The sequence below is a fragment of the Pseudonocardia sp. genome (assembly GCF_025965585.1).
Taxonomy (GTDB): domain Bacteria; phylum Actinomycetota; class Actinomycetes; order Mycobacteriales; family Pseudonocardiaceae; genus Pseudonocardia.
The window spans coordinates 1-13,021 of the sequence record NZ_JAOPWR010000335.1; the positions used below are offsets into that span (position 1 = coordinate 1).

General features: G+C 72.3%; 9 protein-coding genes and 1 pseudogene. 2 read left to right on the plus strand and 8 right to left on the minus strand.

What is annotated here, in order from left to right; translation table 11 throughout:
* A pseudogene (locus JWR81_RS20580) lies at nucleotides 1–341 on the minus strand (HNH endonuclease); the annotation flags it as partial.
* Between the two features lie 317 nt (nucleotides 342–658).
* Between JWR81_RS20580 and JWR81_RS20585 the strand changes: the two are divergent.
* Nucleotides 659–1,789, plus strand: coding sequence for a Gfo/Idh/MocA family oxidoreductase (locus tag JWR81_RS20585; protein WP_297655298.1), 1,131 nt, complete (start codon nucleotides 659–661; stop codon nucleotides 1,787–1,789).
* A gap of 235 nt (nucleotides 1,790–2,024) precedes the next feature.
* Here the strand turns inward: JWR81_RS20585 and JWR81_RS20590 are convergent, their stop codons facing one another.
* The 7 genes from JWR81_RS20590 to JWR81_RS20620 form a co-directional block, all read right to left on the minus strand.
* Nucleotides 2,025–3,077 carry a phosphotransferase gene (locus JWR81_RS20590; RefSeq protein ID WP_297655302.1) on the minus strand — a complete coding sequence of 351 codons (1,053 nt, stop codon included), beginning with the start codon at nucleotides 3,075–3,077 and terminating at the stop codon, nucleotides 2,025–2,027.
* A gap of 81 nt (nucleotides 3,078–3,158) precedes the next feature.
* Complete coding sequence (locus JWR81_RS20595; RefSeq protein ID WP_297655305.1) at nucleotides 3,159–3,974, minus strand: polysaccharide deacetylase family protein; 816 nt, start codon at nucleotides 3,972–3,974, stop codon at nucleotides 3,159–3,161.
* Entirely contained in the window at nucleotides 3,971–5,281 is a 1,311-nt protein-coding gene (locus tag JWR81_RS20600) for a glycosyltransferase (RefSeq protein ID WP_297655309.1), read from the minus strand. Before JWR81_RS20600 ends, JWR81_RS20595 begins: the two co-directional genes overlap by 4 nt.
* Nucleotides 5,282–5,597: 316 nt before the next feature.
* Nucleotides 5,598–6,914 (minus strand): glycosyltransferase family 2 protein, encoded by a 1,317-nt coding sequence (locus JWR81_RS20605; RefSeq protein WP_297655312.1) that lies wholly within the window; start codon nucleotides 6,912–6,914, stop codon nucleotides 5,598–5,600.
* Nucleotides 6,911–7,999, minus strand: a complete 1,089-nt coding sequence (locus JWR81_RS20610) for a glycosyltransferase (RefSeq protein ID WP_297655315.1) — start codon at nucleotides 7,997–7,999, stop codon at nucleotides 6,911–6,913. Before JWR81_RS20610 ends, JWR81_RS20605 begins: the two co-directional genes overlap by 4 nt.
* A 74-nt stretch (nucleotides 8,000–8,073) precedes the next feature.
* Nucleotides 8,074–9,399, minus strand: coding sequence for a lipopolysaccharide biosynthesis protein (locus tag JWR81_RS20615; RefSeq protein ID WP_297655318.1), 1,326 nt, complete (start codon nucleotides 9,397–9,399; stop codon nucleotides 8,074–8,076).
* Nucleotides 9,400–9,539: 140 nt separating this feature from the next.
* Nucleotides 9,540–11,099, minus strand: coding sequence for a glycosyltransferase family 39 protein (locus JWR81_RS20620; protein WP_297655321.1), 1,560 nt, complete (start codon nucleotides 11,097–11,099; stop codon nucleotides 9,540–9,542).
* A gap of 297 nt (nucleotides 11,100–11,396) precedes the next feature.
* Here JWR81_RS20620 and JWR81_RS20625 point away from each other — a divergent pair.
* On the plus strand, nucleotides 11,397–13,021 hold a 1,625-nt coding region (locus JWR81_RS20625), incomplete at its 3' end, for a choline dehydrogenase (RefSeq protein WP_297655333.1).

The following is a 13,021-nucleotide window of genomic DNA, read 5'->3' on the forward strand; positions in this document are numbered from 1 at the left end:
CAGCGGCGCAGGTCGCGGCGCAGCACACCCGCCCTCGTCATCGGGACGGCGCGGCGGTAGGGCACGCGGACGTAGCGCGAGAGGCGCATCACCGAGGGAGCGGGGATGGAGAGGTTCTCCGAGTGGAAGTAGCCGTCGATCGTGGCTTCCACGCACTCGGCCTTGCCGGAGAGCATCAGGACGACGGCGCGCTTGGCGGTGACCACCGCGAGCGGCTCGAACGTCGCGTTGAGAAGCAGGACCCGGGACCCCGTCGGGAGCACGCTCGGGAGCGGCGTGATCCCCGGAACCTCCCCTGGATCGGGGTCGGCACCGTTGGGGTCCGGTTGTCGATGCTTCACGCGACCACCTCCTGTGCAGGCTGATCAGACCATAGCCGGGTCGGGTTACGCGAGTGTGATATCAAGCCGAACTCGGCGACGGCGGCGCTGTGGGAGCAGGCCGGTGGCGGCCGGGGGTACTGGCCACACCCCGCCCCGCCAGGAAGCACGGACGTTCCCGGCCTCCCGCCGCACGAAGGCGACGGGCACCGTCACCGACGACGAGGGCACCGTCGACTTCGGCCGGCACTGCGCCCGACGCCGCCCGGGACGGGCGGCGTCATCGGCGCCCGGTACCGTCCTTTCGGGTGATGGACAGGTCGATCGAGGGAGTGCGTGTGGAGACGAGCAGCCCGGCCATCGGGATCGCGGTCATCGGAGCCGGGTACTGGGGGCCCAATCTCGTCCGCAACGCCCAGCAGACACCCGGCCTGCGCCTCGAGTACCTCTGCGACCTCGACGTGGACCGCGCGAAGAAGGTCCTCGGCGACTACTCCACCGTCCGGGTCTCCGGATCGCTCGACGAGGTTCTCGCCGACCCGGCCGTGTCCGCCGTCGCGATCGCCACCCCCGCCGCCACGCACTACGGAGTCGCCCTCAAGGCGCTCGAGGCCGGCAAGCACGTGCTGGTCGAGAAGCCGCTGGCGCCCACCTACGAGGAGGGCAGGCTGCTCGTCGAGGCCGCCGAGCGCCACCAGCGCGTCCTCATGCTCGACCACACCTACGTCTACACCCCGCCCGTGCGCCACATCCGCGAACTCGTGCGCGGCGGTGAGCTGGGCGACCTGCAGTACCTCGACTCGGTGCGCATCAACCTCGGCCTCGTCCAGCCCGACGTCGACGTGCTGTGGGACCTCGCGCCGCACGACCTCTCGATCTTCGACGCGATCCTCCCCGACGACGTGCAGCCGGTCTCGGTGGCCGCGCACGGCTCCGACCCGGTCGGGGCGGGCCACGCCTGCGTCGCGCACCTGACGATCCGCCTGTCCAACGACGCACTCGCGCACGTGCACGTCAACTGGCTGTCCCCCACCAAGATCCGCACGGTGGTGGTCGGCGGCTCCAGCCGCACGGTGGTGTGGGACGACCTGAACCCCGTGCAGAAGCTGTCGGTGCACGACCGGGGCGTGGACCGCGCGGACCCCACCGGCCTCGACGCCGACGCCCGCGGCCGCACCGCCGTCTCCTACCGCACCGGCGACACCGTCGCCCCCGCGCTGCCCAACCACGAGGCGCTGCGCTCGGTGATGGTCGAGTTCGCCGCCGCGATCGGCGAGGACCGCGCCCCGCTCACCGACGGCTGGTCCGGCCTGCGCGTCCTCGCCATGCTCGAGGCCGCGTCCATCAGCCTGCAGAAGGACGGCATGTCCGTCCCGATCCGGCAGGTGGACGTCACGGGCATGAAGGCCGCCACCACCGAGATCGCCACCGACGCGTCGCGCCGCGGCCGCGGCGAGGTCACGGTCTGAGACCCTCAGGGGTGGCCCCGGCGATGGGGGGCGCCGAGGACCGCATCCACCGGACGACCGCGGGCCTCAGCGCGAGCGCCGGGACCAGCTGGGCCGCCGGCCCCGCCCACCCGACCGCCACCAGGCCGAGCGGGCGGACCAGCGCCACGGTGCCAGGGCGTTGCCCCGGCCCACCTCGGCGTCGGGATGGGTGCGCGCCGCGAGCACCCGGTACAGCAACCCCGGCAGCGAGTGCTCAGAGCGCTCGCAGGACGTTGTCGACGTTGTGCCGGACCCAGACGATGTTGCGGGCGATGCCCGCGTCCTGGATGAGGTTGTAGGCGATGTGCCGGAGCCACACGAGCAGCAGTAGCTCGTCCTCGATGCGCTGCCGACGCTCGGGGAGGATGCCGGCTGCGCGCAGCACCTCCTGCTCGGAGGGATCCCACCCGGCGCCGTCGAGCAGTGCCCGCACGATGTCGCCGAACTCGCCCCGACCGGCCTGCAGGCGGCGGTGCAGGCAGCTGTAGACGACGTCGTGGGCCGGCAGCTCCCGGTCACCGGCCCATTCCCAGTCGACGATGCCCGTCACCCTGCCCGACGCCGGGTCGGTCAGGACGTTCCCCGTCCAGAAGTCCCCGTGCACCCAGCACACCACCTCCGTACGGCCCATCCACGCGTCCCGCAGCCGCCGTCGCAGCCGCTCGAGCGCCGCCGCGTTGCGGGTGGCGGCGGCGGCGAGCGCCACCCGGCCGTCGATCCACAGGTCCAGGATCGGCCCGTCGATGACCACGCTGCACCCGGTGCGCCGGTGCAGTCCGCCGATCACGGAGGCGGCTTCCCCCAGGGCGCGCCCGTCCTCCTCCGCGGGCCGGACCACCCGGTGGGCCTCGACGCCGGGCAGCGCGCGTTCGACCGTGAACATCTGGCCGTCCGCGATCCCGGCGGCGAGGCTCTCGGGGAGGAGGCCGGCGAAGTCCGCGACGCGCGGGTCGGCGGTGAGACCGGCGAGCGCGGCGACCTCGCGCCGCCGGCTGGCCGTCGCCGCCGCGCCGGCCGGTGCCTTCAGCACCGCGAGGGTCTCGCCGCCGAGCGGACCGAGCTTCACCACCGCCATCCTGGTGCCGCTCACGATCGCGGAGTGGACGACCCAGTCCGTGGGGTCCCGGGTACCGGTCTGTGCGGCCACCACGTCCAGGGCCCGGGGGACGAGGACGAGGACCCGGTTGAGGCGGTGACGGTCGGCCGGAGCGCGCCACAGCCGCGGGGCGGCGCGGAGCAGCCCGGTCCCGGCGTCGAGGACCTTCACGGGTTGCACACGGCGCGACGGAGCCGGTACGCGACCGTCGGGCTCGCATGCCGTGCGGTGGCCGCCTCCGCGGCCTGGCGGTCAGCAGGCATGGGCCCAGTGGGGTGTGCGACCCCACCGCACGCCGATCCGCCGCCATGCCCGCCATCCGCGGGTGAGCAGGCGTTCCTCGTCCTGGCCCACCGGTGCCCCGTTGCCCGCGACCCACCCGCGGATCGTCTCGTCGCTCGTGGTCGCCATCACCATCAGCCGGGAGATCGCGTACGGCGGGTCGAGGGGCGAGCTCAGGGCGTTCTTCACGCTGCACGCGGAGCTGTAGCCCGCCTGCTCGACCACCCGGCGCGTCCGCGGGCTGGAGTAGCCGTGCGGGTAGGCGAAGCTACGGACCTGCTGCCCGGTCTGCTGCTCGAGCCGGTCCTTGCACACCGCGACCTCGTCGCGCACGCGGTGCGCCGGCACCGTGTCGAGCTCGGGATGGGTGTGGCTGTGGCCCCCGATCTCCGCCCCGGAGCCCGCCAGCTCGCCGATCTGCGACCAGCTCATCATCGGGTCGCCGCCCGGGCTGACCCCGCCGACCGCACCGCTGATCACGTACGCGGTCATCGCCATCGCCCGCTCGGCGAGCAGCGGCGCGGCCGTCGTCAGCGTGTCGAGGTAGCCGTCGTCGAAGGTGACCAGGACCGGACGCTGCGGCAGGGCGGTTCCGGAGGCGAGCGCGGATCGCAGGTCGGAGACCGTGAGGGTGGCCGCGCCCGATTCGGCGATCACGTCGAGATGGCGGGCGAAGGTCGCGGGCGTCACCGCGTACGGGCTGATGAACGACGACGGCGTGTCCGACACCGAGTGGTACAGCAGGATCGGTACCGGCACGGTCACCCGCTCCCCCGGCCCGGTCACGATCGCTCCCGCCACCGGCTCCGGCGGCTCCAGAGGTAGGCCAACGGACCTCTCAGCATGCCCAGCAGCTCGATCAGCTCCAGCTCTCTCGGATAGTCGACATTCTTGTGCCGGTTCTTCTCCGACGAGCGGGCGAGCGCATGGCGCGCCCCGGGTACGGCGCGGCGCAACATCGCCACGAACAGCCGCGGCTCGTGGACGACTGCACTGGTCAGGTATGCAGCCAGGCCGATCCCGTAGGCGTGCACCAGCCGGCGCAGGCTGCCGTAGTCGCGCCGGTGCCAGTGCCACACCACGGCACCGGGCTCGTACACCACCCGACCGCCCCCGGTGATCACCTGGAACAGCGCGAAGAGGTCCTCGCCGCCGCGGGAGACGGTGCCCGGGCCCAGCGCGACGTCGAAACCGCCACGGGCGCGCAGCCGGGCGACGTCGAACGCCATGTTGGCCCCGCTGCCCACCCGGCCCATCGTGAACGGGAACAGCTTGTCGCCCGCGGGGCGATGGCCGTTCATGTCGAAGCACCGGCGTTCGAAGCCGCGCGAGTACCCGCCGAACTCCTCCAGCAGCCGCTGCGCCGCGGTGTGCACCTCAGCGGGCACGATCAGCCCGGTGACGCACTCCACGCCCGGTTCTTCGGCGATCGCCTCGGCGATGGCGCTGAGCCAGCGAGGGTCCACCACCACGTCGTCATCGGTGCGGACCACCCAGGTACCCGTCACCGCCGCCAGGCCCCGGTTGTGCGCCAGCGCCGCGCCTGCCCGCGTCTCCGCCAGGTACCGCACCATGACCTCGGAGTGGGTCTCCTGCCACGCCGCCACCGCGCGCTCCGTGGCGGCGGTGCTCGGCGCGTTGTCGACCACGACCACGTCGAAGTGGGGGTACTCGAGCCGGGCGATGGAATCCAGACACCGCAGCAGCGACTCGGGCCGGTCACGGGTGCTGATCAGGACCGTCATCGCCGGCCCGTCGGCCACGGCCCTGCGCCGCCGCGCCAGGCACGCCGGCTCCTCGGCTCCCGTCGGGTTCGGCCCCGCGGACGTCGGCACCGCGGAGAGCAGCACCGCCGACTCGTCGGCCCGCAGGTGCGCGGCGGCGAGAGGGTAGACCTCGGCCAGTGCCTCGCCGAGGCGCTCGGGCTCCAGCCCCTCCGGCGGTACCGCCACCGCCAGGAAGGCGATCGGGTGGGTGTGCACACGGACCAGGACGCGCACGTCGTCCGCGTCGCCGATCCGCATCAGCCGAGGGAGCGCCGATTCCAGGTCGATGTCGTACACGCACACCGGAGCGTCCGGCATGGTGCTCATCGGCGCCCCCTCAGTGACATGTCACCGATTCATAATCGCCCAGCAATACCGTGGTAAAACGCAGTTAAAGCGGAGCCCATGGAGTCGGCAACCGTTAGGCTGAGTGAGCTACAACTCCCCAACCGTTCATGACGCGGCCACCAACACGTTGCTCACCGTAGCGCTGCAGCCAGCGTGCCGCGGCGCCCTTTCGGGCGCAACAAGGCGGACGAATGCGCCATCAGGGGCGAAGAGTGATCGGCATTCCGATGCCGGCGCCGAGCAGGAACGTCGGAATCCGACGATGACGTCTCGATCTGTGAAGATCGTCTGGACGCTAGATCCGGCGATTGATCCTGCGGTTGTCCCGGCGGGCGCGCCAGTACAGGAACGGGCCCGCCGCGTACCCCGCGAACTCGACGAGGGCCGCGCCGCGGGGCGACTCGACCTCCTCGCCCAGCGCCTCCCGCGTGTCCGACTGGATCCTCACCATCTTGGCCAGGCCCTGGGGCACGCGCTGCACGACGTCCCAGCGGGTGGCGGGGTTGGCGATGGTCTTCGTGATGAACGCGGCGAAGCCCGTGCCGTAGCCGTAGAGCTGGCGCAGCAGGTCCTCGCGTCCCGCGCGGTGGTGGTGCCAGACGACCGCCGACGGCTCGTAGGCGATGGCCCGGCCCTCGAGCAGCGTGTTGACGAACGCGTCGAGGTCCTCGCCGCCGCGGGTGCGCGCGCCGGCGCCGAGCGCCTCGTCGAAGCCGCCGATCGCGGCGAGGAACGCGCGGTCGAACGCGAAGTTGGCGCCCGTGCCGTAGATGCCCGCCGAGTACGGGTAGAGGGCCCCGGCGCGGCGGGCACCGTGCATGTCGAAGATCTCCGGGCGCGGCCGCGTGGACCACGACGCGGCGCGCGCGTCGAAGTACGCCTCGGCCGACGTGCTGACGCTGGCCGTGCACACCAGACCCGTGACGCAGCCGACATCAGGGCGCCTGCGGAAGCCGCGGATCAGGCCCTCGATCCATCCGGGATCCACCGACACGTCGTCGTCGGTGTAGGCCAGCAACGTGCCGGTGGCCTCGGCGAGGCCCTTGTTACGGGCGTAGGACAGCCCGGCCCGCGGCTCGACGACGTAGCGGAAGCGGTCGTCGGAGGCCATCACCTCCTCCACGACGGCACGCGTGCTGCCGTCGCTCGGGGCGTTGTCGACGATGACGATCTCGAGCTTCGGGTAGGTCAGCGCCTTCAGCCCGGCGAGACAGCGGACGAGGATGCTGCTGCGGTTGTGGGTACAGACCACCACGGACACCGACTCGTCGGGCTCGACGTGGTTGGAGCAGCCCGGGCCGGCGGCCGGGACCGCCAGGTCCTCGATGTCCAGGCCGGTCAGCGCGGGCACGCCCTCGGCGGCCAGGTGCCCGTTGACGTCGTCGCCCCACTGCTCCCAGACCGTCTTGAGCAGGTGGTGGCGGTCGACGTCGCCGTCGGCGGCGGGCAGCGTGACGTATCCGAGCGGTTCGCCGTGCAACCGGACGAGCACGCGGGCCGTGACGAGGTCCGGTTCGTGGGGAGCGACCGACCGGATCGTGCCGTCACCCGAGAGCTCGGTCTCGCAGCACCACATGCCCTCGACGTCGTCGCTCATGATCCGTGGGGTCATCGCCCGGTCTCCTTCATGCCGCTCCTGGTGTGGTCGGCGGTGCCGAGCCGGTCGTTCACCCAGGCCGAGTAGAGGCCGGCCCGGGCCCGCAGGTGCGGAACGCGCCTGCGGGTGCGCAGGACGGCCTCGGTGACGGGCGCGGCACGGTCGCGCAGCCGGGTGGCGAGCGGCGCGCCGAACCGCGCGCGGAGCTTCGCCACCTCCGGACGAGCCCACTCGGAGTCCTTCTCCAGCGCGAAGGCGCACAGGCGCTCGAACATGCCCGGGTCCTGCAGGAACGCCGCACGCGCCTTGTGGACGGCGGCCCTGGCCAGCGCGTGGTCGGCGCGAGCCATCAGGGCGTCGGCGTCGTCGAGCTGGGAGCCCGCGCCGGCGCGCCACTCGGCGAACGCGGCCGCGTTGCTGTCGAGCTCGCCGACGCCGAGCAGGTCCTTGCCCCGGGACATGTTCGCGGGGTGGAAGCGGTAGAACGCCGCGATCGGCCCGCTCACCTCGACGACGTCGCCGAGCACGGCCAGGCGCAGCCACATCTCCATGTCGGAGCTGTAGGGAACCTTCGGGTTGTAGCCACCGGCCTCGCGCTGCGCCGACGTGCGGACGATGACCTCCGGAGAGCGCACGTCGGTGACCCCGCGGTCGCAGCTCGCGGCGATCCAGTCGTGGCCGGGCCAGACCACCGACCGCAGGTCGCGCTGCTTGCGCAGGGTGGGCAGGTGCGCCCCCTCGAAGACGCGCACCGGGCCCTTCGCGAACGTGGCGTGCGGCGTGCGTTCCAGCAGGTCGACGCCGCGGTCGAGCCAGCCCGGGGCCAGCGCGTCGTCGGCCGAGAGCAGCACGACGTAGTCGCCCTTGGCCTGCTCCAGGCCGTCGTTGGCGGTGGCGATGAGCCCCTGGTTGCGCGCGTTGCGCACCACGCGGACGCGGGGGTCGAGGTGCGGGAGCCCCTGCACGACGTCCCACGAGTCGTCGGGCGAGGCATCGTCGATCACCAGGACGTCGATGTCGACGTGCTGGTTGCGCAGGATGCTCGTGACCGTCTGCGTGACGTACCCGCCGTAGCGGTAGCACGGCACGACGACGTTCACCGTCGGCCGGTGGCCGGTCGATGTCCCGATCGATGTCACAGGGTTTCTCTCCGCGTTGGGGTCCGGGGGGGGCGCTACGGCGTGGGCGCCCCGGCCGGAACGGGTTCGGGGTCACCGGTGGGGACGGTGGTGCTCTTCTCCCGCAGGATCCGGACCAGCGGGATGAAGACGATGATCGCGGAGGCCACCTCGGCGATCAGGTAGGCCAGTGCCACCCCGTTGATGCCCAACGTGCGCACGAGTACCAGCGCCAGCCCGATGGTGACGACCGCCGCTCCGAGCTGGATCGCGACGACGCGGCCCATCTGGCCGCGAACCCGCGCCGTGGTGTTGTAGAGCGCCGTGATGACGAGGAACGGGATCGCGCAGGCGAGGATGCGCAGCACGGTGGAGCCCTGGGCCGCGTACTCCCCGCCGAGGAACGTGAGCAGCCACGGCGCCCCGATGAGCATGAACGGCACGCCCAGACCGCCGATGAGCACGTTCAGGCGGATGGTGCGCTTGAGCAGGGCGGCCGCCTTCGGCCCGTCGTTGGACGCCTCGACCATGTAGGACGAGCTGATGTTCCACAGCAGCATGTTGAACGCCTCGCTGAGCATCCACGGCAGCGCGTAGTAGGCGTTGGCCGTGGTGCCCAGCTGGGCGACGATGATCAGCGGCAGCGCCATCGGCACGGCGACGGTCATGATCCCGGTGGCGTACTCGCTGACGAAGACGATGCCCAGAGCGCGCCGGCCCGGGAGCTGGGCCGCACCCTCCAACGGCGGTGGCCGCCGCGGCAGCACCCGGAAGACGATGACGGAGCTGACCACCAGCACCGCGAGCCCGGCCGGCAGCACCCACGACAGCACGATGCCGCCGACGGGCACGAGCGACATGAGCGCCACCAGCAGGCCCAGCTTCACGACCGCGAAGACGAGCTGCTCCAGCGGTACCCATGCGGAGGCCCGCAGCCCGATGAGCACCCAGTCCTGCAGCACGAACAACGACAGCACCACGGTGAAGACGGGGAACAGGATCCGTTCGAGTTCGGACGCGAAGATCGTGCTGTGGAAGAAGAGCACGAATCCGATGCCGAGCAGCAGTGCCACGCCCGACGCCGCCGCGTAGCCGCCGAGCACCAGCGCCTTGGACCGCTTGCCGGCACCCGGCAGGAACCGGCTCACCAGCAGCCCGACGTTCTGGCTGGCCAGCGCGCTGAGCAGGGTGGCCGTGGTGATGATCGCCGAGGACCGCCCGACCTCGGCCGGGGGCAGCCGGGTGGCGACGGCCCAGAAGACCAGACCGACCAGCGCGGTGATCACCGATGCGGCCATCAGCGCGAGGGCGTTCAGCTCGAGGCCACGGCCGATGAGCAGCCGCCCCCAGCGCTGTTTGCCTGATTCGCGCGGTGCAGCCACGTTCTCAGGGTACTGACGCGGACTCCCCCCGCCGGGTGCACCCCCGGCAGGCCGGGCACGGATCGGCACCGCTTCGGACTCAACCGGACGACGTTCCACAACAAGCCTCCACACTTCTGGTCGCACCCGTACGGGCGTCGTTACCGGGCTGGCCGCATCGCCCAGATGCCACAGCCGTCCGCTGCGGTCGTTCGCACCGGCGTCGCGTTCGCCGCCAGCCACACCGCCAGCGCTCCCCCCGCCGGCACGAGCGCGGGGTCGCCGACGACGAAGAAGCGCGCCCCGGCGTCGCGGTCGGCGGCGAGGTGGCCGGGGTCGTGCTGGTCGGCCGCGAGGCTCCAGCCCCGGCGGTCGGCCAGGAAGAAGACCACCGGCTCCTGCCAGTTGTTCGACACGCCGTCGTCGACGGCGTCGCTGGTGGTGCTGACGACGACGAGGTCGCCGGGCGCCGACACCTGCTCCAGCTGGTCGGCACACACCCCGAGCACGCCGCTCGTGTCAAGCATCGAGCCGGCGAACACGGTGACGCTCCCTGCGAGGAAGGCCGCCACGAGCACCACCGACGCGACGCGGCGGACGGACTGGGGCCACCGCGGACGGCACCACCGTGCCATCGCCCCCACCCCGAGCCCGACGAGCAGGGCGGCGAACGGCAGCGCGTAGATGTGGTACTGCGGCGCGTTCTGGCTGTAACGGGCCACCGCGAAGACGTAGACCACCAGCGTCCCGGCCGCCGCGACGATCACCGCGAACTCCCGGCGACGCCGCCACACCTGCACCGCACCCAGGACCGCGAACGGCACGCCGACGACCCCGAGGACCCACACCGCCTCGAGGTAGGCGTTGCCGATCCAGAACGACGGACGCAGCCACTGCCTCGCGCCGCCGAACTTGTCGTCGCCGCCGGACAGGACGCCGAAGGTGTTGCCGTAGTCGACGTACAGCCCGTGGGCGTGCAACAGCCACAGGGCGGGGGCGGCCAGCGCGGCCACCGCTGCAACGTACACCGACGTCCGGCGCAACCGGTCGCGGTCCGCGACGGACACCCACACGAGCAGGATCGGCAGCACGATGAGCGACGTCGGCTTGACCAGAGCCGCCGCCGACGTTGCCGCCGCGGCCGCCACGAGCCACCGCAGCCGGTCCTCGTCGAGCCAGCGACGGAACGCCAGCAGCGCCAGCAGGAAGAACGCGAGAGCCGTGGCGTCGGGCATGAACGCGCTGCCGTAGCGCATGGACAGGGGTGACAGCACGAACGCGATCAGCGCCCACCGGGCGGCCGTGAGCGGCAGCAACCGGCGGGCGAGCCCCCAGAACGCCGCCGTGCCCACGACCGAGAACGCCAGCGAGAGCAGCCTGCCGAGCCACACGTGCTCGCCGAACACCAGGTAGAGCGCGGCGGTGAGCCAGGTGAGGAGCTGGAACTCGGCCTCGACGTAACCCGGCCCCGCACCGCCCCAGTCGATCTGCGGGAAGAACAGGTGCATCCCGTTCGTCGCGAAGTTGTGCGCGATGGAGGCCGTGTCGGACTGCCGCCAGATGTCGCCGGAGTAGGTCATCGGGCCGAAGCACCGCACCACCGACAGCACCGTGGCGATGATCACGACCGCGATCGCCAGTGCCCCGAGCAGATCACCCCGCAGTCGCGCGAGGCGGCCGGCGGGCCGGCCCACCGCGGTTTCCCCATACGTCGACGGCACGCGGCGCATCCTCCGTTCGGCGCCTGAGACGACGCTGAGAGGACTGTGCCGTACGGCGGGACGAATCCGGGCGAATCGCCGGGCGCATCACTCTGTGTGTTCGCTGTGGAGCGTTGTAGGGTCCCTTCCGCACGGAGGCGAACGAGGCGCCGGCGCCGCTCCCCAGCACCATCCGGACCAGACGTCAGGCGCTCCAACGTGCCGTCCGTCACGTCCACGACGCCTGCGGGTCCGTTCCTCTCCGCGCACGCATTCCACGGTCAGCCGTGTCGGGGCAAGGCGAGAGGAATTCAGCGGATGGCGCGCAGCGAGTACGACTACGTCATCGTCGGGGGTGGCGCGGCCGGGTGCGTCCTGGCCAACAGGCTGAGCGCCGACCCGGACGTGAGCGTGCTGGTGCTGGAGGCCGGCGGCCCCGACCACTGGTGGGACCTGCAGGTCCGGCTCCCGATCGCGGTGGGCCGCATCATCGGCAAGCCGCACTACGACTGGAACTACGAGTCCGACCCGGAGGCCGGGCTGCAGTCGCGGCGGCTGGCCCATCCGCGCGGCAAGCTCCTCGGTGGCTCCAGCAGCGTCAACGGGATGATCTACCAGCGCGGCAACCGCGCCGACTTCGACGTCTGGGGTTCCGGGCCGGGGATGGGCCACTGGGACTGGGCGCACTGCGCGCCCTACTTCGACCGCCTGGAGAACTGCGTCGGCGAGCCCGAGGGCACCGGTCGCGGCCGGTGCGGCCCGCAGTCGCTGGAGCGCGGCCCCGCCGACGGCCACCTCAACGACGCGTTCTTCGCCGCCGCCCAGCAGGCCGGCCACAAGGTGCTCCCGGACATCAACGACGCCGAGCAGGAGGGCTTCGCCCCCGCCGACCAGGCCGTGCGCCGCGGCCTGCGCGACTCGTCGTCCACCGCGTACCTCCACCCGGCCCGGCGGCGGCGCAACCTCGACGTCCGGACGCACGCGCAGGTGAGCCGGGTGGTGTTCGAGGGCACGCGCGCCGTCGGCGTGGCCTACCGGCTGCGCCGCGGCGGCGAGCGCGTCGTCCGCGCCCGCGAGGTGATCCTCTCCGGCGGCGCCATCGGCTCTCCCCAGGCGCTGCAGCTGTCCGGGGTCGGCGACCCCGCGCACCTGCAGAGCGTCGGCGTCCCCGTGGTGCACGAGCTGCCCGGCGTCGGACGGCACCTCAAGGACCACCTCGCCGTGCACCTCATGTACTCGTCGTCGCGGCCCGTTCTCACCTCGCCGCTGCGCGGCAAGATCCACTGGCCGGGCATCATCGGCCGGGCGGTCCTGTTCGGCCGCGGCCCGGGCGCGCGCAACCCCCTGCAGGCCGTGGGCTTCGCCAGCACCGGACAGCCCGCCGTCAGCCCCGACATCCTGTTCGGGATCATCCCGCTCATCATCGAGAACGCCGACGGCCCGGTCCGCATCGCCGAGCACGGCTACCAGGTCTACCTCGGCGTCATGCACTCGAAGGCCACGGGCACCGTCCGGATCACCTCGCGCGACGCCCGGCAGCACCCGTCGATCCTGATGAACTTCATGTCCGGCCCCGGCGACCGGCAGCGCTGGATCGACGCCGTGGCCGTCGGGCGCGACCTCATGAACCAGCCCGCGTTCGCGGCGCTCGGCGCGCGCGAGACCCAGCCCGGCCCGGGCGTCACCACCGACGAGGGCGTCCTGGACTGGGTGGAGCGCACGGCCCGCCCCGGCCTGCACCTCGCGTGCAGCGCCCGGATGGGCACCGACGAGGGCGCGGTGGTCGACCCGGCCACGCTCCGGGTACACGGGCTCGACGGCATCCGCGTGATCGACGCGTCGATCTTCCCGGAGCTGACCAACGGCAACACCTACGCGCCGGTGATGATGCTGGCCGAGAAGGCCGCCGACATCGTCCTGGGCAACACCCCGCTCGCGCCCGT